The sequence below is a fragment of the Mycobacterium avium subsp. avium genome, from assembly GCF_009741445.1.
GTDB classification, from domain to species: domain Bacteria; phylum Actinomycetota; class Actinomycetes; order Mycobacteriales; family Mycobacteriaceae; genus Mycobacterium; species Mycobacterium avium.
Genome location: NZ_CP046507.1, coordinates 2,810,293 through 2,835,449, shown reverse-complemented (window position 1 = coordinate 2,835,449; position 25,157 = coordinate 2,810,293). Strand labels below are relative to the sequence as shown.

General features: G+C 68.9%; 18 protein-coding genes and 1 tRNA gene. 15 read left to right on the top strand and 4 right to left on the bottom strand.

The window, feature by feature from the left end:
- Window positions 1–177: 177 nt before the first annotated feature.
- Genes pdhA through MAA44156_RS13100 form a run of 3 tightly spaced genes read left to right on the top strand, consistent with a single transcriptional unit; the run spans window position 178 to window position 3,491 of the window.
- Window positions 178–1,269: a pyruvate dehydrogenase (acetyl-transferring) E1 component subunit alpha gene (gene pdhA / locus MAA44156_RS13110; RefSeq protein WP_019732006.1), complete on the top strand. Its 1,092-nt coding sequence runs from the start codon at window positions 178–180 to the stop codon at window positions 1,267–1,269.
- 3 nt (window positions 1,270–1,272) lie between these two features.
- Window positions 1,273–2,328 (top strand): 3-methyl-2-oxobutanoate dehydrogenase subunit beta, encoded by a 1,056-nt coding sequence (gene bkdB / locus MAA44156_RS13105; RefSeq protein WP_009975912.1) that lies wholly within the window; start codon window positions 1,273–1,275, stop codon window positions 2,326–2,328.
- The gene (locus MAA44156_RS13100) at window positions 2,325–3,491 is read left to right on the top strand and encodes a dihydrolipoamide acetyltransferase family protein (RefSeq protein ID WP_009975913.1); all 1,167 of its coding nucleotides are present in this window, start codon (window positions 2,325–2,327) and stop codon (window positions 3,489–3,491) included. Before bkdB ends, MAA44156_RS13100 begins: the two co-directional genes overlap by 4 nt.
- A gap of 2 nt (window positions 3,492–3,493) precedes the next feature.
- Here the strand turns inward: MAA44156_RS13100 and MAA44156_RS13095 are convergent, their stop codons facing one another.
- The 3 genes from MAA44156_RS13095 to MAA44156_RS13085 all read right to left on the bottom strand — a co-directional run bounded on the left by MAA44156_RS13095 (window position 3,494) and on the right by MAA44156_RS13085 (window position 5,914).
- Window positions 3,494–4,264, bottom strand: a complete 771-nt coding sequence (locus MAA44156_RS13095) for an enoyl-CoA hydratase (protein ID WP_003877431.1) — start codon at window positions 4,262–4,264, stop codon at window positions 3,494–3,496.
- 242 nt (window positions 4,265–4,506) lie between these two features.
- Window positions 4,507–4,917, bottom strand: a complete 411-nt coding sequence (locus tag MAA44156_RS13090) for a hypothetical protein (protein ID WP_003873079.1) — start codon at window positions 4,915–4,917, stop codon at window positions 4,507–4,509.
- A 313-nt stretch (window positions 4,918–5,230) separates the two neighbouring features.
- The gene (locus MAA44156_RS13085; protein ID WP_269199277.1) at window positions 5,231–5,914 is read right to left on the bottom strand and encodes a cutinase family protein; all 684 of its coding nucleotides are present in this window, start codon (window positions 5,912–5,914) and stop codon (window positions 5,231–5,233) included.
- Between the two features lie 162 nt (window positions 5,915–6,076).
- On the opposite strand from MAA44156_RS13085, the gene MAA44156_RS13080 reads away from it, so the two are divergent.
- On the top strand, window positions 6,077–6,367 hold the full coding sequence (locus tag MAA44156_RS13080) for a hypothetical protein (RefSeq protein WP_128971814.1): 291 nt from the start codon (window positions 6,077–6,079) through the stop codon (window positions 6,365–6,367).
- Between the two features lie 245 nt (window positions 6,368–6,612).
- Window positions 6,613–6,921: a hypothetical protein gene (locus MAA44156_RS13075; RefSeq protein WP_003873077.1), complete on the top strand. Its 309-nt coding sequence runs from the start codon at window positions 6,613–6,615 to the stop codon at window positions 6,919–6,921.
- A gap of 324 nt (window positions 6,922–7,245) precedes the next feature.
- Here MAA44156_RS13075 and MAA44156_RS13070 read toward each other — a convergent pair.
- Window positions 7,246–7,319, bottom strand: a tRNA-Arg gene (locus MAA44156_RS13070).
- Window positions 7,320–7,503: 184 nt separating this feature from the next.
- On the opposite strand from MAA44156_RS13070, the gene lipQ reads away from it, so the two are divergent.
- From lipQ to MAA44156_RS13020, 10 genes are all read left to right on the top strand, one after another.
- Entirely contained in the window at window positions 7,504–8,751 is a 1,248-nt protein-coding gene (lipQ, locus tag MAA44156_RS13065) for an esterase LipQ (RefSeq protein WP_009975916.1), read from the top strand.
- Between the two features lie 163 nt (window positions 8,752–8,914).
- The gene (locus tag MAA44156_RS13060; RefSeq protein WP_009975918.1) at window positions 8,915–10,384 is read left to right on the top strand and encodes a WS/DGAT/MGAT family O-acyltransferase; all 1,470 of its coding nucleotides are present in this window, start codon (window positions 8,915–8,917) and stop codon (window positions 10,382–10,384) included.
- Window positions 10,385–10,446: 62 nt separating this feature from the next.
- Window positions 10,447–12,210 carry an HAD-IB family hydrolase/lysophospholipid acyltransferase family protein gene (locus tag MAA44156_RS13055; RefSeq protein WP_085988247.1) on the top strand — a complete coding sequence of 588 codons (1,764 nt, stop codon included), beginning with the start codon at window positions 10,447–10,449 and terminating at the stop codon, window positions 12,208–12,210.
- Window positions 12,207–14,561, top strand: coding sequence for a glycerol-3-phosphate 1-O-acyltransferase (locus tag MAA44156_RS13050; protein ID WP_009975921.1), 2,355 nt, complete (start codon window positions 12,207–12,209; stop codon window positions 14,559–14,561). Before MAA44156_RS13055 ends, MAA44156_RS13050 begins: the two co-directional genes overlap by 4 nt.
- A 28-nt stretch (window positions 14,562–14,589) precedes the next feature.
- Window positions 14,590–16,659 carry a bifunctional copper resistance protein CopD/cytochrome c oxidase assembly protein gene (locus MAA44156_RS13045; protein WP_009975922.1) on the top strand — a complete coding sequence of 690 codons (2,070 nt, stop codon included), beginning with the start codon at window positions 14,590–14,592 and terminating at the stop codon, window positions 16,657–16,659.
- A 199-nt stretch (window positions 16,660–16,858) separates the two neighbouring features.
- Window positions 16,859–17,341, top strand: a complete 483-nt coding sequence (locus tag MAA44156_RS13040; protein ID WP_009975923.1) for a single-stranded DNA-binding protein — start codon at window positions 16,859–16,861, stop codon at window positions 17,339–17,341.
- A gap of 78 nt (window positions 17,342–17,419) precedes the next feature.
- A complete protein-coding gene (ettA, locus tag MAA44156_RS13035; RefSeq protein WP_009975924.1) occupies window positions 17,420–19,096 on the top strand; it encodes an energy-dependent translational throttle protein EttA in 1,677 nt (558 codons plus the stop codon).
- A gap of 78 nt (window positions 19,097–19,174) precedes the next feature.
- Window positions 19,175–24,028 (top strand): NAD-glutamate dehydrogenase, encoded by a 4,854-nt coding sequence (locus MAA44156_RS13030; protein ID WP_009975925.1) that lies wholly within the window; start codon window positions 19,175–19,177, stop codon window positions 24,026–24,028.
- Window positions 24,025–24,438, top strand: coding sequence for an acyl-CoA thioesterase (locus tag MAA44156_RS13025; RefSeq protein ID WP_009975926.1), 414 nt, complete (start codon window positions 24,025–24,027; stop codon window positions 24,436–24,438). Before MAA44156_RS13030 ends, MAA44156_RS13025 begins: the two co-directional genes overlap by 4 nt.
- Window positions 24,426–25,097, top strand: coding sequence for a DUF8010 domain-containing protein (locus MAA44156_RS13020; protein ID WP_003875834.1), 672 nt, complete (start codon window positions 24,426–24,428; stop codon window positions 25,095–25,097). Before MAA44156_RS13025 ends, MAA44156_RS13020 begins: the two co-directional genes overlap by 13 nt.
- Window positions 25,098–25,157: the final 60 nt, after the last annotated feature.

The window sequence follows — 25,157 nt, the reverse complement described above, 5'->3', positions numbered from 1 at the left end:
CGGCCGGCCCGCCCGCCCGGCTGAGCGGCGACACGTCCGGGCCGTCGGTGCAATCAACGCGGTCTCTTCTGATTCGGGCGCATAATGGTGAGTACGCCAGTGTCGCGGCGAGCGAAGCCTTTCGTGTAGCTGGCGATCGACTTCCGCTCGCGGTATGCACCGAGCAAGGGAGGCGGTATGGCGCAGACATCTCAGCCGCCGATGACCGTCGACCTGCAACCGGTGCAACTCGTCGCCGCCGACGGCACCCCGACCCCCGAACATCGCTACAGCCGTGAGCTTCCCGCGGAGACGCTGAGCTGGCTCTACGAGATGATGGTGCTCACCCGGGAGCTCGACGGCGAATTCGTGAACCTCAAACGCCAAGGCCAGTTGGCGCTGTTCGCGTCCTGCCGCGGTCAGGAAGCCGCTCAGGTGGGCGCGACGGCCTGCCTGCGCAAAACCGACTGGTTGTTCCCCCAATACCGGGAACTCGGCGCCTTTTTGGTGCGCGGCATCCCGCCCGGCAACGTCGGGGCGGTGTGGCGCGGAACGTGGCACGGCGGACTGGGATTCACCGACAAGTGCTGCGCTCCGCTGTCCATCCCGATCGGCACCCAAACCCTGCACGCGGTGGGCGCGGCGATGGCCGCCCAACGGCTGGGCGAAGATTCGGTGACGATCGCGTTCCTGGGCGACGGAGCCACCAGTGTGGGCGACGTGCACGAGGCGCTGAACTTCGCCGCCGTGTTCCGCACACCCTGCGTGTTCTTCGTGCAGAACAACCAGTGGGCGATTTCCCTGCCGGTCGCCAAACAGACCGCCGCACCGTCGTTGGCGCACAAGGCAATTGGCTACGGGATGCCCGGCATCCGGGTGGACGGCAATGACGTGCTGGCCTGCTACGCGGTGACGGCCGAGGCCGCCGCCCGGGCCCGCGCCGGGGGCGGCCCGACGTTGATCGAGGCGATCACCTACCGGCTGGGGCCGCACACCACCTCCGATGACCCGACCCGGTACCGGACACAGGACGAGGTCGACCACTGGGCCGCGCTGGACCCGATCCCGCGCTACCGCAGCTACCTGCAGGGCCAGGGCCTGTGGTCGGAGCGCTTGGAGGAGCGGGTGATCGGGCGCGCCACGCGGATGCGCGCCGAGCTGCGCGACGCGGTGTTCGATGCGCCCGATCTCGACGTCGACGAGGTGTTCACCGCGGTGTACGCCGAAATCACGCCGGAGCTGCAGGCGCAGCGCCGTGCGCTGCGGACCGAACTCGAGAAAAGTGATTGAGAGATGACCCAGCTCGCTGATCGCCCGACCGGCCACGGCGAAACCCTCACCGCGGCAGTGCAGGACGTCGCGCTCGGCGCGCAGGCGTTGACCATGGTGCAGGCGCTCAACCGTGCCCTGCACGACGCGATGGCCGCCGACGAGCGGGTGCTGGTGTTCGGTGAAGACGTCGCGGTCCAGGGCGGGGTCTTCCGGGTGACCGAAGGGCTGGCGGAGGCGTTCGGCGAGAGTCGTTGCTTCGATACGCCGTTGGCGGAATCCGCGATCATCGGCATCGCGGTGGGGCTGGCGCTGCGCGGCTTCGTGCCGGTGCCCGAGATCCAGTTCGACGGGTTCTCCTACCCGGCGTTCGACCAAGTGGTCAGCCATCTGGCGAAGTACCGCACCCGGACCCGCGGCGCGATCGACATGCCGGTGACGGTCCGGGTACCGTCGTTCGGCGGAATCGGTGCCGCCGAACATCATTCGGAATCCACCGAGTCGTACTGGGCGCACACCGCCGGCCTGAAGGTGGTGGTGCCGTCCAACCCGGCCGACGCGTACTGGCTGCTGCGCCACGCCATCGCCTGCCCGGACCCGGTGATGTACCTGGAGCCCAAGCGTCGCTACCAAGGCCGCGGCCTGGTGGACGCCGGCCGGCCCGAACCGCCGATCGGGCGGGCGATGGTGCGCCGGGCGGGGACCGACGTGACCGTCGTGACCTACGGCAGTCTGGTCGGCACGGCGGTCGGGGCCGCCGAAGAGGCTCAGCGCCAACGCGGTTGGAGCCTGGAGGTCATCGACCTGCGGTCGTTGGTGCCGCTGGACTTCGACACCATCGCGACGTCCATCCACCGGACCGGTCGGTGCGTGGTGATGCACGAGGGGCCGCGGACCCTGGGTTACGGAGCCGAGCTGGCCGCCCGCATCCAGGAGGAGTTGTTCTACGAACTGGAGGCGCCGGTGTTGCGCGCGTGCGGATTCGACACCCCCTACCCGCCGGCCCGGCTGGAGAAGTGGTGGCTGCCGGGCCCGGACCGGCTGCTGGACTGCGTCGAGCGCACGTTGGAGCTGCCGTGAGCGACGAGCGCGTCAAACCGTTTCTGGTCCCGGATCTCGGCGAGGGACTCGAAGAGGTGACCGTGACGCACTGGAACGTCGCGGTGGGCGACGACGTCGAGCTCAACCAGGTGTTGTGCACGGTGGAGACGGCCAAGGCCGAGGTGGAGCTGCCCAGCCCGTACGCGGGGCGGATCGTCGAAATGAACGGCGCCGAGGGCGATGTGCTCAAGGTGGGCGCGGTGCTGGTGCGGCTGGACACCGCCCCCGAGAGCGGCGAGCCGCCAGCGGCCGAGACGGCGCCCACACTGGTCGGTTACGGCGCCGATGCCGGGATCGACACCAGCCGGCGGACCGCCCGCCCGCTGGCTGCCCCTCCGGTGCGCAAGCTGGCCAAGGAGCTGATGGTCGACCTCGGCTCGCTGCGGCCCCGCTCCGGCGCCGTCATCACCCGCGAGGATGTGCTCTCGGCGGCCCACGGCACCGGCAACGGGGCCGAGGTCCGGCCGGTTCAGGGCGTCCAGGCCCGGATGGCCGACAAAATGACCTTGTCGCACAAGGAGATTCCGGCCGCGACGGTTAGCGTGCAGGTCGACTGCACCGCACTGGTCCGGCTGTCCGAGCGGCTGGGTCCGGCGGAGCAGAGGATAACGCCGTTCGTGCTGACGCTGCGGCTGCTGGTCATCGCGTTGCGCCGCAACGAGATCATGAACTCGACCTGGGTCGACACCCCGCAGGGGCCGCAGGTGCGCATCGAGCATCGGGTGCACCTGGGCGTCGCGGTGGCCACCGAACGGGGCCTGCTGGTGCCGGTCATCGCCGACGCACACACCAAGACGACTCGTGAATTGGCAAGTCGGGCAGCAGAATTGATCTCCGGCGCGCGTGCCGGCTCGCTCACGCCGGGGGAGCTGCGGGGATCGACGTTCACCGTGTCGAACTTCGGGGCGCTAGGCGTGGACGACGGTGTGCCCGTGATCAACCACCCCGAAGCGGCCATCCTGGGGATGGGTGCGATCAAGCCACGCCTGGTGGCCGTCGGCACGGAGGTCGTGGTGCGCCCGACCATGTCGCTCAGCGCCGTGTTCGACCACCGCATCGCCGACGGCGCGCAGGCGGCTCGATTCGTTTGCGAGCTGCGGGATTTGATCGAATCGCCGGAAACCGCGCTGCTGGATTTGTGAGCCTACTTGCGTTGCGCGGCGGCCAATCGCTGTGCGAACTCCGGTGATTGAATGGAATGTGCCTGCGGGCCCAGCTCGGTGCGCATGGCGTGCTGATGCTGTTCGTTGTCGAGCGAGCCGAGACTGATGGTGGCGCGCATCGTGGCCTTGGTCGCCAGCACCACCTCGCGCGGGGCGGCCGCCGGGCCGGCGGCCAGTTCGAGCGCCGCGGCCACCGGGTCGTCCGCGACGCTGAGCGCCAGGCCATGGCGCACCGCGGCCTCGGCGTCGAAGCGCATGCCGAACAACAGGGCCGCGCGGGCGACCTGCGGGCCCACCGCGCGCTGCAGCATCCAGGTGGCGCCTCCGCCCGGGTGCAGGCCCAGCTGCTGGAATCGCGGATCGAACAGGGCGGCGGGCCCGGCGATGCGCACGTCGGCCGCCAGGGCCAGGTTCAGGCCCGCGCCGACGGCCGCGCCGTTGACCGCGGCGATGGTGGGCAGCCGGCAACTCCCGATCGCCATGAAGCCGTCGTAAAGCTGCTGCAGCCCCGTCTCGGCCGAGCCTCCGCCGGCGGCGCCCAGGGCGCTGAGGTCGGCGCCGGCGCAAAACGCCTTGCCGGCGCCGGTGATCACCACGGCGTGCACGTCGGAGTCGGCCTCGACCCGCTCGACGGCCTCGCGCAACCGCCCCGACATCTCGGCGGTCACCGCGTTGCGCCGGTCGGGATCGTTGACGGTGATGAGCGCGACGTGGTTCTCGATGTCGAGCAGGACGAGATTTGACTGGGCCATCGGGCACCTCCGGTTCGGGTGTGGGCTGCGGTCTCGGCTCGTCGCCAGGAGTGACGCGGCGACAGGGCGAGGTAAGGGTACTGCGAGGCCTTGCCGGGCCCCAGCGCGAGCAGTCACCTCGCCCGGTCCCAGCGCGAGCAGTCACAAAAGCGCCCTGAAGCCCGGCGTGTCGGGTGCTTTTGCGTCTGCTCGCGGGGCGACGGGCGGGCGGCCCGGTCGCCCCGTCACGGCCGCCGGCGCGGTCAGGCCTCGGGTTTCGCCAATTTCTTGGCCAGCTCATCGAGTTCGGCCTGGCGTTCGCGCACCGCACAGGCCCGGGAGTCGCTGCGTGAGCCGTACGTCATCGTCGGCGGCAGAGCATCGTTGCGCAATCTGGTGTTGGCGTAATGGATTGCGGCATCGATCATTTCGATGTAGCGCTCGGCGTCGTGTTCGGCGCAGGAACCCTCGATGCGCTGGATCTCGTCCCAACACGGATACGACGTGTACCGCGCGTCGAGTTGTTGTTGTGAGACTTGCGATCCGAAGTAGCAACGCCAGTCGCGGCTCAGCCAGCCCCTGGTCTTGACTTCGACTTTGATTCGATTGCCAACTCCGGCTATGAACCTCGGTTTCCCAACCCGGACCACCGGCTGCCAGTCACTCGACGCCATGTTTCGCCAACCCCTCGAAGAGAAGACGCTCTAAGTAATGATCTCCCCGTGAGCGTCATCTGCTCGTCTTGACACGCTGTTCCCAGAATGCTGAAACCGCAAACTTTTCACAACACTTGATTTTTCGGCGCAGGTGCGGTCCGTTTAGCGTGCCCGAAACGCCATGACCGGCGGTTCGGCGTGCGTTTTCCGCGGTGCTTGATCCCGGTCCTGACCGCGCCGGACCCGACGAGCGCGGCCCTGGTGTGCCGTTCCGGCGCCGCGGCGTCCATAGTTGAAGTGGCGCAACGTGTTTCGGCCGCGGCCGATCGGCTCAGAGGTGGGCCGCCACGAAAGTCGCGGCCTGGGCCGGCATGCCGGACTGTCGGTAGGACAGGTGCGCGGGGGAGACCATCTCGTCGTGCGACGGCAGCGCCAGCGGTCCGCCTGGAGTGCACACCGGATCGCCGGGTGCGCACAAGTCAATGGCTTTGGCCCCGTACCACGGGCTGACCACGCTGACGGGCGCGCCCAGATACCGGTCGGACGGATTGCCGAACAGGGCCAGCGCTGATACGTGCTCGGCCTGGTCGGCGTTCAGCGTCTGCGGAATCAACCCCGCCACCGGCGCCTGGGCGATGGTGATCAGGTCGATCACCATGGCGCCCTGGGAATATCCGCCGAGCACCAGCTTGGTGTTGGGGCAGTCGGCCACCATGGACTGGACGTGAGCGCTGGCGTCGCCGGCGCCGGCGGATGCCGAGGCGGCGAAATCGTCGTCGGCGGGGTAGTTGACCGGATACACGCCCAGCGACCGGGCGCCGGCCTGGCTGCGCACCGCCTCGACGAATGCCTGCCCAACCCCGCCCACCCCGGGCGGCTCGGCGGTGCCGCGGGCGAAAGTCACCTCGATGTCGGGGCACGGCGCGGCGGATGCGGGTAGCGGTGCGCCGAGCAGCGTCGCCCCGGCCGTCATCGCCCCGGCGCCCAGCAAACCCGCCCATCGGCGTGCGTTCACCCGCCCATGCTGACATATCGGGAGCGTGGCGCGCCGGGAATTCGCCGCCGCGATCCACCCTGGTGCCCCGTTGACCCAGGTCCGGCGTCTCGCCGCTGGGCCGAAGAACGGGGCGATGCGACGCTGCCTGCTGACTTCCGTTGTGGCACAACGGTTTTAGATGTGCGCCGGCTGGGCGCTTGGCCTGCTGAGTTCGGCGGCCGATTCGCGGCGCCCCGCCAATTGATGGCTACCGGCAAAGCGGCTTCGTATTGTCGTCTTTGCAGTGAATACAATACTCGTCGTCTTGATTTTGTGTTTCGTGTATCGAATGACATCCAGGGCACTCCTGAATGTATTTGTGGTTCGGATTCAAGCACGGCGTCATCAGCGCTTGTTTTTGCCGGAATCGGTTTGCTGAACTTCGACTTCTACTGGCTGGCATCCCGATCGATTTTCCTGTTCAGTGCGTAAGAAGCGGTTCCTGTGACCGCAGCCACAAGCCTTTGCGCCTGTCAAATTTCTGTTCCCCGCCGCGCCCGGTTCAAACCCCCGCGTGCCGGGTGCCGCGAAAATACCGCACGCCGCCTGCGGGCGCGACGCCACGGGTCCACTTACCCGCGCGCGCGAAAATGGCGTAGTCGGCTACTCTAGACGACTCGTTCCGCCGCGCCGGAGACTTTTAGAGTCCCTGTCCCCTCTCGCGGAAGGTTCTGCTCATGACCATCCTCGCCACCACCCTCGTCCATCCCAACCCCGGGGTCGCGTGGGACGACATCCAAAAGCAACTCAAGCGCGCCAGCGGGCTTGCCCGCAAACACGGCGCGGAGAACGTCACGGTGCTGGTCAACATGGTCGGAGGCCAGGGCACCAACTCCATCGGCTTCCTGACCACCGCCAAGGACTGGGCCACCTACGGCCAGATCCAGCAGAGCCTCAGCAGTGACCCGGATTACCAGGGCCTGCTCGTGGACTCGGCACAGATCGCCACCTGGGAGAACTACGTCAGCCAGACGATCGAGGTCTAGCCACCCGCTGTCACGTCGTCGCTGACAAGCGTCGGCATGCTCCTGTCATCGATCGCCTAGGTAGTCCTCGTGACTACCTAGGCGACAGGGGCCGGCCCGCCACCGGGCAATCGCTCGCCACCGAGGGGTTGGCGCGACGCCCGGTCGCGGAGGCCTACGTCATACACGGTCTCGGTGCCCCTGTTCACTCAGCCACACTTAACTCCCTCATCTAGGGAGTGTCACCGATCAGCCGAAACAACTGTCACGCATCAACCGAAACACCGTCACACATCAACCGAAGACAAAACGTCACACATCAGCCGACGTCATACACGGTATCGGTGCCCCCGGCACGACTCGAACGTGCGACCTAGGGATTAGAAGGCCCTTGCTCTATCCACCTGAGCTACGGAGGCAATACGCAGGTCAGTCTATCCAACCGCGCGCAGCTACCCGATTAGCCCGCGCCACGCGCCTGAAAAGCCTTCCCGCGCCGTGGGTATCGGTTATCGTGTGGACCTCGACACACGTTCATCATCGGTCGGCAACGGGCCGTTAACCGAACGAGGCGTGTGCATGACGTCGAGGGGTGACGTGGCTATGAGCGTGGCCGGCGATCTCACTTCGCGCTGCTCCTGGGCCGGCGCCCAGGCGGCCCGCCTGGCGGCCGAGGCCCGGGACGTCTATCAGCTCGGCAATCTGGTGCTGCGCGGCGGGCCGTTCGCGCTGGGCTGTTTCGCCGGTTGGCTTTTCACGGAGTTTCCGCCGCACGTGCTCACCGGACACGCGCTGTCGCGGGTCTCGCATCCCTCCATCGGCCGGGTAGGCAAAACACTGGCCGCGCAGCGCGCCGACCACACCCTGACCGCGGCGCTGCAGGAGTCGCTCGGCCCCGATTTCCGGGACCAGGTATGCCACCCGACCAGCGTGGCGTCGGTGTGCGCCCGGCGGGGTGGCCTGCTGGGCCGGCCGGGGCCGCACCGCCGCTACGCGGCGCAGACGTCCGACATCTCCTACGGTCCGGGCGGGCGCGACAACCTGCTGGACATCTGGCGGCGCGACGACCTGGCGCCCGGCTGCCGCGCACCGGTGCTGATCCAGGTGCCCGGCGGCGCGTGGGCGCTCAACGGCCGGCGCCCGCAGGCCTACACGCTGATGAGCCGGATGGTGCAGCTCGGCTGGATCTGCGTCTCGATCGACTACAGCAAGAGTCCGCGCAGCACCTTCCCGGCGCACCTGATCGACGTCAAACGGGCGATCGCCTGGGTGCGGGAGAACATCGCCGACTACGGCGGGGACCCCGACTTCATCGCGATCACCGGCGGTTCGGCCGGCGGGCACCTGGCCTCGCTGGCCGCGCTCACCCCCAACGACCCGGCCTTTCAGCCCGGCTTCGAAAACGCCGACACCGCCGTGCAGGCCGTCGCGCCCTATTACGGCGTCTACGACTTCACCGACTTCGAGAACATGCACCCGCTGATGGTCCCGTTCCTCGAGCAGTTCGTGCTCAAGGCCCGCTACGCCGACGACCCGCAGCGGTTCGCCGCCGCCTCGCCGATCTCCTACGTGCACGCCGACGCTCCGCCGTTCTTCGTGTTGCACGGCCAGAAGGACGAACTGGTGCCCAGCGGCCAGGCCCGGGCGTTCTGCGCGGCGCTGCGCGCGGCCGGCGCCCGCACGGTGGGCCACGCCGAACTGAGCAACGCGCACCACGCCTTCGACATCACCCCCACCGTCCGGTCCCGGCTGGCCGCCGACGCCGTCGCCGATTTCCTGGGCGTGGTCTACGGGCGGCGCGTCAGCTCGCTGGTGGATTCGCTGCCGCTGTCGGCGACTTCCGCCAGTTGAACGCCGGCTGAGCCGCAGTCGAGCGCCGGTTGAGCCACAGTCTTCGCCGCTTCTTTCACCAGCGCGGCAACCCGACTAGCGTTGTGGAGACCACCGCGGCGGACGGGCGCAAGGCAGGAGGCTTGATCGACGGTGACAAGGTTGGCGCGTCGAGCTGATGACCATGACTGAGTCCGTCGAGACGATCAAATTGTCCGACGAGCTCGGGCCGGTCGACTACCTCATGCATCGGGGCGAGGCGAATCCCCGAACCCGGTCGGGCATCATGGCGCTGGAGCTCCTCGACACCACCCCGGACTGGCAGCAGTTCCGGGCGCGATTCGAAAACGCCTCCCGGCGGGTGCTGCGGCTGCGGCAGAAGGTGGTGGTGCCGACCCTGCCCACCGCCGCGCCGCGCTGGGTCATCGATCCCGACTTCAACCTCGATTTCCACGTGCGCCGGGTGCGGGTCGCCGAACCCGGCACGCTGCGTGAGGTATTCGACCTCGCCGAGCTCATCCTGCAGTCGCCGATGGAGATCTCCCGGCCGCTGTGGACGGCCACCCTGGTCGACGGTCTGGCCGACGGGAAAGCCGCGACGCTGCTGCACGTCAGCCACGCCGTCACCGACGGTGTCGGCGGGGTCCAGATGTTCGCCGAAATCTATGACCTGGAACGCAATCCACCGCCCAAGCCGCCGCCGCCGCTGCCCGTCCCGCAAGACCTGTCGCCCAATGACCTGATGCGGCAAGGCATTAACCACCTGCCGTTCGCGGTGGTGGGCGGTGTCGTGAGCGCGCTGTCCGGGGCGGTGTCGGTGGCCGGTCGGGCGGTGCTGGAGCCGGCGTCCACCGTGTCGGGGATCGTCGGGTACGCCATGTCGGGCATGCGGGTGCTCAACCGGGCCGCCGAACCGTCGCCGCTGCTGCGCCGGCGCAGCCTGGCCACCCGCAGCGAAGCGATCGACATCCCGCTCGCCGACCTGCACAAGGCCGCCAAGGCCGGCGGCGGATCGATCAACGACGCCTACCTCGCCGGGCTGTGCGGCGCCTTGCGGCGCTACCACGAGGCGTTCGGGGTGCCGATCAGCACGCTGCCGATGGCGGTGCCGGTCAACCTGCGCGCCGAGGCCGACACCGCCGGCGGCAACCGGTTCACCGGGGTCAACCTGGCCGCGCCGATCGGCACCGTCGACCCGGTCTCCCGGATGAAGAAGATCCGCGCCCAGATGACCCAGCGCCGCGACGAGCCCGCGATGAACATCATCGGCTCGCTGGCACCGGTGCTCAGCGTGTTGCCCACCGCGGTGCTGGAAGGGATCACCGGCTCGGTGATCGGCTCCGACGTGCAGGCCAGCAACGTTCCCGTCTTCCCCGGAGACACCTACATCGCCGGCGCAAAGGTGTTGCGCCAGTACGGGATCGGCCCGCTGCCCGGGGTGGCGATGATGGTGGTGCTGATCTCCCGGGGCGGGTGGTGCACCATCACGGTGCGCTACGACCGGGCCTCGGTGCGCGACGAGGCGTTGTTCGCCCAGTGCCTGCTGGAGGGTTTCGACGAGATCCTGGCCCTGGCCGGTGACGGCGCGCCGCGCGCGGTGCCCGCCTCGTTCACGGAGTCCGCCGTGTCGGCGCGATCGGCCAGCGGCTCATGAGCGATTCGCGTCAGCCGGCACCGCAACGCGGCACCGAGGATTCCGGGCCGCGGGAGACCGACATGCGGCTGCCGGGCTCGGTCGCCGAGATCATGGCGAGTCCCCCCGGGCCCAGGATCGGCGCGTTCTTCGACCTGGACGGCACCCTGGTCGCCGGGTTCACCGCGGTGATCCTGACCCAGGAGCGGCTGCTGCGCCGCGACATGGGGGTGGGGGAGCTGCTGGGCATGGTGCAGGCCGGCCTCAGCCACACCCTGGGCCGTATCGAGTTCGAGGACCTGATCGGCAAGGCCGCGGCGGCCCTGGCCGGACGACTGATCGACGACCTGGAAGAGATCGGCGAGCGGATGTTCGTCCAGCGGATCGAATCCCGGATCTACCCGGAGATGCGCGAGCTGGTGCGCGCCCACATGGCCCGCGGCCACACCGTGGTGCTCAGCTCGTCGGCGCTGACCATCCAGGTGAACCCGGTCGCGCGGTTCCTCGGCATCCCCAACACCCTCACCAACAAATTCGAGACCACCGAAGACGGCATCCTGACCGGCGGCCTGCAAAAGCCGATTCTGTGGGGACCGGGCAAAGCCGCTGCGGTGCAACGCTTTGCGGCCGAGCACGACATCGATCTCAAAGAGAGCTACTTCTACGCCGACGGTGACGAGGACGTCGCCCTGATGTATCTGGTCGGCAATCCGCGGCCGACCAATCCCGAGGGCAAGATGGCCGCCGTCGCCAAGCGCCGCGGTTGGCCGATCCTGCGGTTCAGCAGCCGCGGCCCGGTGGGTCTGCGGCGGCAGTTGCGCACCCTCGCCGGATTCGGATCGATGTTCCCGGTCGCGGCCGGTGCGGTGGGCGTCGGTGTGCTCACCCGCAACCGGCGCCGCGGCGTCAACTTCTTCACCTCCACGTTCTCCCAATTGTCGCTGGCCATCGCCGGGGTGCACCTCAACGTCATCGGCAAGGAGAACCTGACCGCCCAACGCCCCGCGGTCTTCATCTTCAACCACCGCAACCAGGTCGACCCCGTGATCGCCGGGGCGCTGGTGCGCGACAACTGGGTTGCGGTGGGCAAGAAGGAACTTGAGAAGGACCCGGTGATGGGCACGCTGGGCAAGTTGCTGGACGGCGTGTTCATCGACCGCGACGACCCCGCCGCCGCGGTGGAGACGCTGCACACGGTCGAAGACCGGGCCCGCAACGGCCTGTCGATCCTGATCGCCCCCGAGGGCACCCGGGTCGACACCACCGAGGTCGGCCCATTCAAGAAGGGGCCCTTCAGGATTGCGATGGCCGCCGGGATCCCGATCGTGCCGATCGTGATCCGCAACGCCGAACTCGTCGCCGCCCGGAACTCGACCGTCATCAACCCCGGCACCGTCGACGTGGCCGTCTTTCCGCCGATCTCGGTGCAGGACTGGACACTTGACACGCTGCCGGAGCGCATCGCCGAGGTGCGCCAGCTCTATCTGGACACCCTGGCCAACTGGCCGGTCGGCGAACTGCCCGAGGTCGACCTGTACGCGGAGAAGAAAGCGGCGCAAAAGGCGCGCGGCCAGGCCGCCAAAAGCCCCGCGACAAGCCCTGCCAAAACCCCCGCCAAGAGCCCCGCGAAACGCCCCGCCAAGAAATCGGCGGCGAAGAAGACCGCGGCCACCTCGGCGGCCAAGACGCGCGCGAAAAAGACTGCGGCCGAACCGAAGTCGCGCACCACCCCGGCCGCACCGAACCCGGAAGCCGCCGCGTCGCACAACGGGGAAGTGAGCCCCTCCCGCGCGGCCGACCCGATCGGCGCCGACCCACCCGAAGCGCCGCCCCGAGGGCGTCCGTGACCGAACCGGCGGCAGACGCCAGCGCGCTGCTCACCGAACAAGACTCGCTGGTGTTGGCGTCCATGGCCTCTGCGGTCGAGGTGGACCTGGTCACCGCCTGGCTGGAGCAGCAGCGCGCCGGCCAGCCGGGTGCGCAATTCGAGCTGGTCAAACTGCCCGCGCTGGACGCGCCGCCGGCGGAGATGACCGCGCTGGCCGAGCGTCTCGAGGCCGGCGACGACCGCTCGGTGGTGCCGGTGCGGGTGTTCTGGCTGCCGCCACCGGATCGCGGGCGAATCGCCAAGCTGGCCGGGCTGGTTCCCGGCCGCGACCCCTACCACCCCAACCAGCGTCTGCAAGCACAGATCCTGCGCCGCGCCCCGCAGCGGGCCCGGGTGGTGGCCGGTGAGGCGGCCACCGTCTCCGAACTGCGCCGCCAGTGGCGCGACACCACCGTCGGCGACGACCAGCGCGACTTCGCCCAATTCGTCATCCGCCGCGCCATCTTGGCGATGGAGCGGGTCGAATACCGGATACTGGGCCCGCAATACAAGTCGCCGCGGCTGGTGAAGCCGGAGATCTTGGCGTCCAACAGGTTTCGAGCCGGGCTGGCGAAGATCCCGGGCGCCACCGTCGAGGAAGCCGGAAAGATGCTCGACGAGCTCGCCACCGGGTGGAGCCGGGCATCGGTCGATTTGGTCTCGGTGCTCGGCCGGTTGATCAGCCGCGGCTTCGACCGCGAGATCGACTACGACGAATACCAGGTGGCGGCGATGCGCACCGCCCTGGAAGCCCACCCCGCGGTGCTGCTGTTCTCGCACCGGTCCTACATCGACGGCGCGGTGGTGCCGGTGGCCATGCAGGAGAACCGGTTACCGCCGGTGCACGTCTTCGCCGGCATCAACCTGTCGTTCGGGGCGATGGGGCCGCTGCTGCGGCGCTCCGGTGTCATCTTCATCCGCCGCAACATCGGCAACGACCAGCTCTACAAGTACGTCCTGCGAGAATACGTCGGCTACATCGTCGAGAAGCGGTTCAACCTGAGCTGGTCCATCGAGGGCACCCGCTCGCGCACCGGCAAGATGCTGCCGCCCAAACTCGGCCTGCTGTCCTACGTTGCCGACGCCTACCTGGATGGCCGCAGCGAAGACATTCTGCTGCAACCGGTTTCGATCAGCTTCGATCAGCTGCACGAGACCGCGGAGTACGCCGCCTACGCCCGCGGTGGTGAGAAGACGCCCGAAGGCGTGGGCTGGCTGTACAACTTCATCCGGGCGCAGGGCGAACGCAACTACGGCAAGATCTACGTCCGATTCCCCGAGGCCGTGTCGATGCGCCAATACCTGGGTGCACCGCACGGCCCGCTGGCGCAGGACCCCGACGCCAAACGCCTTGCGCTGCAGAAGATGTCCTTCGAAGTCGCCTGGCGGATCCTGCAGGCGACCCCGGTGACGGCGACCGGGCTGGTGTGCGCGCTGCTGTTGACCACCCGCGGCGCGGCGTTGACCCTGCGCCAACTGCATCACACCCTGCAGGACTCGCTGGATTACCTGGAACGCAAACAGAATCCGATGTCGACCAGTGCCCTGCGGCTGCGCTCGCCGGACGGTGTGCGGGCGGCGGTGGACGCGCTGTCCAACGGGCACCCCGTCACTCGGATCGACGGCGGCCGGGAGCCGGTGTGGCAGATCACGCCCGAACACCAGCACGCCGCGGCGTTCTACCGCAACTCGGTGATCCATGCCTTTCTGGAGACCTCCATCGTCGAACTGGCGCTGGCACACGCCAAGCACGTCGACGGCGACCGCATGCAGGCCTTCTGGGACCAGGCGATGCGGCTGCGCGATCTGCTCAAGTTCGACTTCTACTTCGCGGACTCGGCGACGTTCCGGGACAACATCGCCGAAGAGATGGCCTGGCACGACAATTGGGAGGACCACGTCGCCGCCGGCGGCGACGAGATCGACGCGCTGCTGTTCACCAAGCGGCCGCTGATGGCCGAAGCGATGCTGCGGGTGTTCTTCGAGGCCTACGAGATCGTCGCCGACGTGCTGCGCGACGCCCCGGCGGACATCGGGCACAAGGAACTGACGCAGCTGGCCCTGGGGGTGGGCCGGCAGTACGTGGCACAAACCCGGATCCGCAGCAGCGAATCGGTGTCGACCCTGCTGTTCGCCACCGCACGCCAGGTCGTCGAGGACCAGGACCTGATCGCGGCCGCCCCGGACCTGGCCGAACGACGGGACGCGTTCCTGCGCGAGCTGCGCGCCATCCTGCAGGACTTCGACTACGTCGGCCGCATCGCGCGCGAGCAGTTCGTGGCCCGGGAGGCCAAGGCGCGCCGGGAGAGCCTGGACAGCCGACCGGGATAGCCGACCGCCCCGCCAATACCCTGGGGGGATGACCGTCGCCCCGCCGGCCGGCACCGCCTCGACCGAGGCCGTCCCGCAGCACCGCACGCTGGTGTGGCCGGTGCTGGCCGGCGTCGCCGTGCTGGCCGGCTGCACGGCCGCCGGGATCGGCGCGCTGTCGCTGGCGAGCGCGTTGACCGCGACCGGGCTGCCCGACCCGGGCCCGGTGACCACCCTGGGATTGCCCTTCCTGCGCGCGGCCGGCGAGATCGCCGCGGTGCTCGCGGTCGGCTCCTTCCTGTTCGCCGCCTTCCTGGTGCCGCCGCAACCCAGCGGTGTGCTCGACGCCGACGGCTACCGGGCGCTGCGACTGGGCACCGTCGCGTCCGGGGTGTGGGCGGTGTGCGCCGCCCTGCTGGTCCCGCTCACCCTGTCGGACGTGTCCGGTCACCCCGTCGCCGACCTGCGCCCCGCCCAGATGTGGTCGCTGGCCGGTCTCATCACCACCGCCTCGGCCTGGCGCTGGACCGCCATCCTGGCCGCGGCCATCACGCTGGCCAGCCTGCCGGTGCTGCGCTGGTCGTGGGCCCCGGTGCTGCTGGCCGCGTCGCTGACGACGCTGATCCCGCTCGGCCTGACCGGGCATTCGTCCGCCGGCGGCTCGCACGACCTGGCCACCAACGGCCTGCTGATCCACCTGGTCGCCGCCGCCCTGTGGGCCGGCGGCTTGCTGGCCCTGCTGGCCTATGCGCTGCGCGGCGGTCAGGGCGGCGGTCACCTGGGCCTGGCGACGCGGCGCTTCTCGGCCATCGCGCTGTGGTGTTGGGTCGCGATGGCGCTGAGCGGACTGGTCAACGCCGCGGTGCGGGTCCAGCCGAGCGACCTGCTTGCCACCGGCTACGGCCGGCTGGTGCTGGCCAAAGCCGCGGCGCTGTGCCTGCTGGGCGGCGTGGGTTGGCGTCAGCGGCGGGTGAATGTGGCTGCGCTGCAAGCGGTTTCGACTCTCGGGCGGGCGCGCCGCGCGCTGCTGCGGCTGACCCTGATCGAGGCCGCGCTGTTCGGCCTGACCTTCGGCATCGCCGTCGGGCTGGGCCGCACCGCGCCGCCACCGCCGCCGGCCCGGTTGCCCTCGATCGCCGAGGCCGAGATCGGCTACGACTTCGACGGACCGCCGACGCTGACGCGCATCCTGTTCGACTGGCGCTTCGACCTGATCTTCGGCACCGCCGCCATCGTCCTGGCCGGGCTGTATGTCGCCGGTGTGGTGCGGCTGCGCCGCCGCGGCGACCGCTGGCCACCGGGCCGCACGTCGTCCTGGCTGCTCGGCTGCCTGGTGTTGCTGTTCGTCACGTCGTCGGGGGTCGGCCGCTACATGCCGGCCATGTTCAGCATGCACATGGTGGTGCACATGTGCCTGTCCATGCTGGTGCCGATCCTGCTGGCGCTGGGCGCCCCGGTCACCCTGGCGTTACGCGCGCTGCCCGCCGCCGGCCGCGGCGATCCGCCGGGACCGCGCGAATGGCTGTTGGCCGCGCTGCACAGCCGGTTCTCCCGGTTGCTCACCAACCCCGTGGTGGCCACCGTGCTGTTCGTGGCCGGTTTCTACGGGCTGTATCTGTCCAACCTGTTCGACACCACCGCGAGCAGTCATGCCGGGCACCTGCTGATGAACCTGCACTTCCTGCTCAGCGGCTACCTCTTCTACTGGGTGGTGATCGGGGTGGACCCGACGCCGCGGCCGATCCCGCCGCTGGCCAAGCTGGCCGTGGTGTTCGCCTCGCTGCCGCTGCATGCCTTCTTCGGGGTGGTGCTGATGGGCACCCGGAAGGTGCTGGGCGCCGACTACTACCGCTCGCTGGGCTTCAGCTGGCACACCGATCTGCTCGGCGATCAACGGCTGGGCGGCGGCATCGCCTGGTCGGCGGGCGAATTCCCGCTGGTGATCGTCATGCTGGCGCTGCTGGTGCAGTGGGCGCGCAGCGACCGACGCACCGCCAAGCGGCTGGACCGGGCCGCCGACCGCGACGACGACGCCGAACTGGCGGCCTACAACGCGATGCTCGCCCAGCTCGCTGGGCGGGACAAGCCGGGCGAAGGGTCCGCGACCGGTCAGGCGTAGTGATACCGGACCTGCAGGATCTGCAGGTCATGAACTCGCCGATCCATCCACAGTCGCCGTTCCTTCCACAGGTTCGCGGCCCGGGGCGCGTCGGGCCCTCGCCTCGTCGGTGCCGCCGGGCTTACTGGCGGCCATGAGAACGGTGACGAGCTCAGGAGCCCGTCGCCACGCCAGAGAAACACGAGGAAGGGATCAGCCCATGTTCGAAACCCCGCTGACCGTGGTCGGTCACATCGTCAACAACCCCGAACGACGCCAGGTCGGCGCCCAGGAGGTCATCAAGTTTCGCGTCGCGAGCAATTCGCGCCGCCGCACCGCCGACGGCGGCTGGGAGCCGGGCAACTCGCTGTTCATCAACGTCAATTGCTGGGGCCGGCTGGTCACCGGGGTGGGCGCCGCGCTGGGCAAGGGCGCACCGGTGATCGTGGTGGGCCACGTCTACACCAGCGAATACGAGGACCGCGACGGCAACCGTCGCTCGTCGCTGGAGATGCGGGCAACCTCCGTCGGGCCCGATGTGTCCCGCGCGATCGTGCGCATCGAGAAGCCCGGCTACACCGGTCCCAGCACCGACGAGGCCGCCCCGGCCGCGGCGGAGGCGGCCGACGCCGCTGGTGAGGACGCCGATCGCGGCGACACCGTCGAGCCCGTCGACACGGGCCCGGTGCCACTGTCCGCTTAGCTGCGGGATCCGCCCACCGCGCGATGCCTAGGATGGTCCGCGAGATCACTCGCTAAATCAGAAAGGCAAAACCGCGGCATGGCTGAGTTCATCTACACGATGAAGAAGGTCCGCAAGGCGCACGGCGACAAGGTGATCCTGGACGACGTCACGTTGAGCTTCTATCCAGGCGCCAAGATCGGTGTCGTCGGCCCCAACGGCGCCGGTAAGTCGAGCGTCTTGCGGATCATGGCGGGCCTGGACAAGCCGAACAACGGTGAAGCCTTCCTGGCCACCGACGCCACCGTCGGCATCCTGCAACAGGAGCCGCCGCTGAACGAGGAGAAAACCGTTCGCGGCAACGTCGAGGAGGGCCTGGGCGAGATTAAGGTCAAGCTCGACCGCTTCAACGAGGTCGCCGAGTTGATGGCCACCGACTACTCCGACGAGTTGATGGAGGAGATGGGCCGGCTGCAGGAGGAGCTCGACCACGCCGACGCCTGGGACCTCGATTCGCAGCTCGAGCAGGCGATGGACGCGCTGCGCTGCCCGCCGCCCGACGACCCGGTGACGAACCTGTCCGGTGGCGAACGCCGCCGGGTGGCGCTGTGCAAGCTGCTGCTGTCCAAGCCCGACCTGCTGTTGCTGGACGAGCCCACCAACCACCTGGACGCCGAAAGCGTGCAGTGGCTCGAACAGCACCTGGCGGCCTACGCGGGCGCGGTGCTGGCGGTCACCCACGACCGCTACTTCCTGGACAACGTCGCGCAATGGATTCTCGAACTCGACCGCGGCCGCGCCTACCCCTACGAGGGCAACTATTCGACCTATCTGGAGAAGAAGGCCGACCGCCTGGCGGTGCAGGGCCGCAAGGACGCCAAGCTGCAGAAGCGGCTGAGCGAGGAGCTGGCTTGGGTGCGTTCCGGGGCCAAGGCGCGTCAGGCCAAGAGCAAGGCCCGCCTGCAGCGCTACGAGGAGATGGCGGCCGAGGCGGAGAAGACGCGCAAGCTCGACTTCGAGGAGATCCAGATACCGGTCGGGCCCCGGCTGGGCAACGTGGTGGTCGAGGTCGAACACCTGGACAAGGGCTACGACGGGCGCACCCTGATCAAGGACCTGTCCTTCACCCTGCCGCGCAACGGCATCGTCGGCGTCATCGGCCCCAACGGGGTCGGCAAGACCACGCTGTTCAAGACCATCGTCGGGCTGGAACAACCCGACAGCGGCACCGTCAAGGTCGGCGAAACGGTCAAGCTCAGCTACGTCGACCAGGCCCGCGCCGGGATCGACCCGAAAAAGACGGTGTGGGAGGTCGTCTCGGACGGACTGGACTACATCGAGGTCGGCCAGAACGAAATGCCGTCGCGCGCCTACGTGTCGGCGTTCGGGTTCAAGGGGCCGGATCAGCAGAAGCCGGCCGGCGTGCTGTCCGGCGGCGAACGCAACCGGCTCAACCTGGCGCTCACCCTCAAGCAGGGCGGCAACCTGATCCTGCTGGACGAGCCGACCAACGACCTGGACGTCGAGACCCTGGGCTCGCTGGAGAACGCGCTGGTGAATTTCCCGGGCTGCGCGGTGGTCATCTCGCACGACCGCTGGTTCCTGGACCGCACCTGCACGCACATCCTGGCCTGGGAGGGTGACGACGACAACGAGGCCAAGTGGTTCTGGTTCGAGGGCAACTTCGGAGCGTATGAGGAGAACAAGATCGAACGGCTCGGCGCCGAAGCGGCCCGGCCGCACCGAGTGACCCACCGGAAGCTGACGCGCGACTAGTGTCAGCTCTGCCCCGCGCCGTCGAGAAACGGGGTGTTCGAGCGCATTGACAACCGTCGGCAGTTGGGAGCAATCGGCATGACGATCGATCCCAGAGCTCAGCAGGATCTCAAGCCGTGGACGACCTTCACCCGACAGCAGGACATCCCCGAGTGGATCTCGAAAGCCTATGTGGAGAGCTATCGCGGTCCGCATAGCGACGAATCCGGGGGCGCCGAGGCTGGGCCCATCGACCTGACGGTCCCGACGGCGCTCGTCACCCCGGCCATGCTCAGCGCGCACTACCGGCTCGGGCTGCATCGCCCCGACGGCGAAAGCCGGGTCGCCGTCTACCCGGCCGACGATCCCGCCGGGTTCGGGCCGGCGCTGCAGGTCGTCACCGACCACGGCGGCATGCTGATGGACTCGGTCACGGTGCTGCTGCACCGCCTCGGCGTGCCCTACACGGCCATCATGACGCCGGTGTTCGACGTGCACCGCAGTCCCGACGGCGACCTGCTCAGCCTCGAACCCAAGCCGCAGGGCGCCCCGCAATACGCCGGCGAGGCCTGGATCCACGTGCAGCTGCTGCCGTCCGTCGACAGCAAGGGCCTCACCGAGGCGGAGCGGCTGCTGCCCAAGGTGCTGGCCGACGTCCAGCAGGTGGCCAGCGACGCCTCGGCCCTGATCGCCGTGCTCGACGAGCTGGCCGCCGCGGTGGAAGCCAACCGTGACAACCACTTCTCGGCGCCGGACCGCGACGACGTCGCCGCGCTGCTGCGCTGGCTGGGCAACGGCAATTTCCTGCTGCTGGGTTATCAGCGCTGCCGGGTGCACGACGGCCTGGTCTCCGGCGACGGCTCACCGGGGTTGGGCGTGCTGCGCACCCGCACCGGGTCACGGCCCCGGCTCACCGACGACGACCGGCTGCTGGTGTTGGCGCAATCCGTGGTGGGCAGCTACCTGCGCTACGGCGCCTACCCGTATGCGATCGCGGTCCGCGAGTATGTCGACGGCGCGGTGATCGAGCACCGCTTCGTCGGGCTGTTCACCGTTGCCGCCATGAACGCCGACGTGCTGGAGATCCCCACCATCTCCCGCCGCGTCCGCGAGGCGCTGGCCATGGCCGACAGCGACCCGATCCATCCCGGCCAGCTGCTGCTCGACGTCATCCAAACCGTGCCCCGCTCGGAACTGTTCACGCTGAGCTCCGAGCGGCTGCTGGCGATGGCCAAAGCGGTGGTGGACCTCGGGCCGCAACGAAACGCGTTGCTGTTCCTGCGCGCCGACAGCCTGCAGTACTTCGTCTCCTGCCTGGTCTACCTGCCCCGCGACCGCTACACCACCGCGGTGCGGCTGCAGATCGAAGACATCCTGGTCCGCGAATTCGGCGGCACCCGACTGGAATTCACCGCCCGGGTCAGCGAATCCCCTTGGGCGCTCATGCATTTCATGGTTCGCCTGCCCACCGACGATCCCGCCGCCAAGCCCGTGGACGTCTCCGAGGACAACCGGGTCCGCATCCAGGGCCTGCTGAGCGAAGCGGCCCGCACCTGGACCGACCGGCTGGTCGCGGCCGCTGCCGAGGGCGCGGTGGGGCACGCCGACGCGGAGTACTACGCGGGCGCCTTTCCCGAGGTCTACAAGCAAGCCATCAGTCCGGCCGATGCGATCGGTCACATCGCCATCATCAAAGAGCTGCAAGACAATTCGGTCAAGCTGGTGTTCACCGACGGCGAGGACGGATCGGCGCAGCTGACCTGGTTCCTGGGCGGGCGCACCGCCTCGCTGAGCCAGCTGCTGCCGATGCTGCAAAGCATGGGTGTGGTGGTGCTCGAAGAACGCCCGTTCACCGTCACCCGCTCCGACGGGCTGCCGGTGTGGATCTACCAGTTCAGGATCTCACCGCACCCGACCATCGAGCTGGCGTCCACCCCGGACGAGCGCGATGCGATGGCCGAGCGATTCGCCGACGCCGTCACCGCGATCTGGCAGGGCCGCCTCGAGGTCGACCGCTTCAACGAACTGGTGATGCGCGCCGGCCTGCGCTGGCAGCAGGTGGTGCTGCTGCGCGCCTACGCAAAGTACTTGCGGCAGGCCAACTTTCCCTACAGCCAGTCCTACATCGAGGCGGTGCTCAACGAGCATCCGTCCACCGCCCGCTCCTTGGTGGCGCTGTTCGAGGCGCTGTTCGACCTCGACCCCGACTCCTCGGCGGGTCGCGACGCGCAGGCGGCCGCCGCGGCGGTGGCCGCCGACATCGACGCGCTGGTCAGCCTGGACACCGACCGCATCCTGCGGGCGTTCGCGTCGCTGGTGCAGGCCACGCTGCGGACCAATTACTTTGTCACCCGCGAGGGTTCGGCCCGTGCCCGCAACGTGTTGGTGATCAAGCTGGACGCCCAGCTGATCGACGAGCTGCCCCTGCCGCGCCCCAAGTACGAGATCTTCGTCTACTCGCCCCGGGTCGAGGGCGTGCACCTACGGTTCGGGCCGGTGGCCCGCGGCGGGCTGCGCTGGTCGGACCGCCGCGACGACTTCCGCACCGAAATCCTGGGCCTGGTCAAGGCGCAAGCCGTCAAGAACGCCGTCATCGTGCCGGTCGGGGCCAAGGGCGGCTTCGTCGTCAAGCGGCCGCCGCTGCCCAGCGGGGACGGCGCCGCCGACCGCGACGCCACCCGCGCCGAGGGGGTGGCCTGCTATCAGCTGTTCATCTCGGGCCTGCTCGACGTCACCGACAACGTCGACCACGCGACTGGAAAGGTCAGCCCGCCACCGGAAGTGGTGCGCCGCGACGGCGACGACGCCTACCTGGTGGTGGCGGCCGACAAGGGCACCGCCACCTTCTCCGACATCGCCAACGACGTCGCCAAGTCGTACGGATTCTGGCTGGGTGACGCGTTCGCCTCCGGCGGGTCGGTCGGCTACGACCACAAGGCCATGGGCATCACCGCCCGGGGCGCCTGGGAGGCGGTCAAACGGCACTTCCGGGAGATGGGCGTCGACACCCAGACCGAGGACTTCACCGTGGTGGGAATCGGCGACATGAGCGGCGACGTGTTCGGCAACGGCATGCTGCTGTCCAAGCACATCCGGCTCCTGGCCGCCTTCGACCACCGACACATCTTCCTCGACCCGAACCCCGACGCCGCGGCGTCCTGGGAGGAACGCCGCCGCATGTTCGAGCTGCCCCGGTCCAGCTGGGACGACTACGACAAGTCCCTGATCAGCGAGGGCGGCGGGGTGTACAGCCGCGAGCACAAATCCATTCCGGTCAGCCCCCAGGTCCGCGACGCGCTGGGCTTGGACGGCTCAGGCGGCGGCGTCGTCACCGAGATGACCCCGCCCAACCTGATCAAGGCGATCCTGCAGGCGCCGGTGGACCTGCTGTTCAACGGCGGCATCGGCACCTACATCAAGGCCGAGTCCGAGTCGGACGCCGACGTCGGCGACCGCGCCAACGATCCGGTGCGGGTCAACGGATCCTCGGTGCGCGCCAAGGTGATCGGCGAAGGCGGCAACCTCGGGGTGACGGCGCTGGGCCGCGTCGAGTTCGACCTGTCCGGCGGCCGGATCAACACCGACGCGATGGACAACTCCGCCGGCGTGGACTGCTCCGACCACGAGGTCAACATCAAGATCCTGATCGACTCGCTGGTCACCGCGGGCAAGGTCAAGCCGCAGGAGCGCAAACCGCTGCTGGAGTCGATGACCGACGAGGTCGCCGCGCTGGTGCTCACCGACAACGAGGACCAGAACGACCTGATCGGCACCAGCCGGGCCAACGCGCCCAGCCTGCTGCCGGTGCACGCCCGGCAGATCCAGTACCTGGTCGACGAGCGCGGCCTCAACCGCGAGCTGGAAGCGCTGCCGTCGGAGAAGGAGATTCAGCGCCGCGCCGAGGCCGGGATCGGCCTCACCTCACCCGAACTGTGCACGCTGATGGCGCACGTGAAACTGGACCTCAAAGAACAGATGCTGCAGACCGAGCTCACCGAGCAGGATGTGTTCGCGTCCCGGTTGCCGCTGTACTTCCCGACGCCGCTGCGGCACCGGTTCACCCCGGAGATCCGCGCGCATCAGCTGCGCCGCGAGATCGTGGCCACCATGCTGATCAACGAGCTGGTGGACGCCGCCGGCATCAGCTACGCCTTCCGGATCGTCGAGGACGTCGGCGTATCGGCGGTGGACGCGGTGCGCACCTACGTGGCCACCGATGCCATCTTCGGTGTGGGGGAGATCTGGCGCCGCATCCGCGCCGCGAATCTGCCTGTGGCGCTGTCGGATCGGCTCACCCTGGATACCCGGCGGCTGATCGACCGGGCCGGCCGCTGGCTGCTCAACTACCGTCCCCAGCCGTTGGCGGTGGGCGCCGAGATCAACCGATTCGCCGCCAAGGTCAAGGCGCTGACACCGCGCATGTCGGAATGGCTGCGCGGGGACGACAAGGCCATCGTCGAAAAGGAAGCCGCCGAGTTCGAGTCCCAGGGCGCCCCCCGTGACCTGGCCTACCTGGTGGCCGCCGGTCTCTACCGGTTCAGCCTGCTCGACATCATCGACATCGGCGACATCAACGACATCGACGCCGCCGAGGTCGCCGACACCTATTTCGCGCTGATGGACCGGCTCGGCACCGACGGCCTGCTGACCGCGGTGTCCGAGCTGCCGCGCAACGACCGGTGGCACTCTTTGGCGCGTTTGGCGATTCGCGACGACATCTACGCCTCGCTGCGCTCGCTGTGCTTCGACGTGCTGGCGGTAGGCGAGCCCGACGAGAGCGGCGAAGAGAAGATCGCCGAGTGGGAACACCTGTCCGCCTCCCGGGTCGAGCGGGCCCGCCGCACACTGATCGAGATCCAGGAAAGCGGGGCCAAGGATCTCGCGACGCTGTCTGTCGCCGCGCGACAAATCCGTCGCATGACCCGCACCAGCGGAAGAGGTTCATCGAGTTGAGCGTCGGATTCGTCGCGGCCGTGCCAGTGCGCTGGTCGGATATCGACATGTACCAGCACGTCAACCACGCCACCATGGTCACCATCCTGGAGGAGGCGCGGGTTCAGTTCCTGCGGGAGGCGTTCGAGGTCGACATCCTGACCATCGGGCTGCTCATCGCCGAGGTCAAGGTGACCTACAAAGGCCAACTGCGGCTTGTGGATTCGCCGCTGCAGGTGACCATGTGGACCAAGCGGCTGCGGGCGGTCGATTTCACGCTGGGCTACGAGGTGCGCTCGGTCAACGCCGACCCCGAGTCCCGGCCGGCCGTCATCGCCGAATCGCAACTGGCCGCCGTGCACATCGAAGAGGAGCGGCTGGTGCGGCTCTCACCGCAACATCGAGAGTATCTGCAGCGGTGGATTCGGTAGCCGAGCGCGGGCTGTGGCTGGACGCCCAGTCACGGGCCGCCCACCGCGCCGACCTGGCCGCGTTCGTCGACCGCGCGCTGCGGCTCGACGACGCCGCGATCATCCGTCTGCGCACCCGCTCCCCGGGGCTTCTCACCGCCTGGGTGGCAACGGGTTTCGACGTCCTGGCCAGCAGGGTGGTGGCCGGCGAGGTGCGGCCCGCGGATCTGTCGGTCGGGGCGGACGCGCTGGCGCGTGGCCTGGCCGCGATGGACGACTCGGGCTACGTCGATCCGGGCTTCGCGATGGACTCCGCGTGGCGCGGGGCGCTGCCGCCGGAATCCGGCTTCACCCACCTCGAGGACATACCCGCCCGGGTGATGCTCGACCTGGCCCAGCAGGGCGCGCGACTTGCCAAGCAGCACAGCAGTTCTCACGGCCCACCGGTTTCCCTGTTGGATCAGGAGGTCATCCAGGTGAGCTCCGGCGACGTAGAGGTGGGCCTGCCGATGCGGTGCGTGTTCGCGTTGACCGCCATGGGTTTTCTGCCCCAATCGCCCGACGCGGTCGACGCCGGCGAGTTGATCCGGGTGCGCATCCTGCCGACCTGGTTGCGGCTGGACGCGCGGTTCGGTTCGGTGTACCGGCGCCGCGGCGATCCCGGGCTGCTGCTGGGCTGAGCGGCGCGGAGCCGGCGCCGGAAAACGGATCAGGCTGAGTTTAATGCCGACCGACCTGTG

Excerpts from the sequence above, each read along its gene's own strand:
- pdhA (WP_019732006.1), top strand. The coding sequence starts at position 178 with ATGGCGCAGACATCTCAGCCGCCGATGACCGTCGACCTGCAACCGGTG.
- bkdB (WP_009975912.1), top strand. The coding sequence starts at position 1,273 with ATGACCCAGCTCGCTGATCGCCCGACCGGCCACGGCGAAACCCTCACC.
- MAA44156_RS13095 (WP_003877431.1), bottom strand. The coding sequence starts at position 4,264 with ATGGCCCAGTCAAATCTCGTCCTGCTCGACATCGAGAACCACGTCGCG.
- MAA44156_RS13090 (WP_003873079.1), bottom strand. The coding sequence starts at position 4,917 with ATGGCGTCGAGTGACTGGCAGCCGGTGGTCCGGGTTGGGAAACCGAGG.
- MAA44156_RS13075 (WP_003873077.1), top strand. The coding sequence starts at position 6,613 with ATGACCATCCTCGCCACCACCCTCGTCCATCCCAACCCCGGGGTCGCG.
- lipQ (WP_009975916.1), top strand. The coding sequence starts at position 7,504 with ATGAGCGTGGCCGGCGATCTCACTTCGCGCTGCTCCTGGGCCGGCGCC.
- MAA44156_RS13060 (WP_009975918.1), top strand. The coding sequence starts at position 8,915 with ATGACTGAGTCCGTCGAGACGATCAAATTGTCCGACGAGCTCGGGCCG.
- MAA44156_RS13055 (WP_085988247.1), top strand. The coding sequence starts at position 10,447 with ATGCGGCTGCCGGGCTCGGTCGCCGAGATCATGGCGAGTCCCCCCGGG.
- MAA44156_RS13045 (WP_009975922.1), top strand. The coding sequence starts at position 14,590 with ATGACCGTCGCCCCGCCGGCCGGCACCGCCTCGACCGAGGCCGTCCCG.
- MAA44156_RS13040 (WP_009975923.1), top strand. The coding sequence starts at position 16,859 with ATGTTCGAAACCCCGCTGACCGTGGTCGGTCACATCGTCAACAACCCC.
- ettA (WP_009975924.1), top strand. The coding sequence starts at position 17,420 with ATGGCTGAGTTCATCTACACGATGAAGAAGGTCCGCAAGGCGCACGGC.
- MAA44156_RS13030 (WP_009975925.1), top strand. The coding sequence starts at position 19,175 with ATGACGATCGATCCCAGAGCTCAGCAGGATCTCAAGCCGTGGACGACC.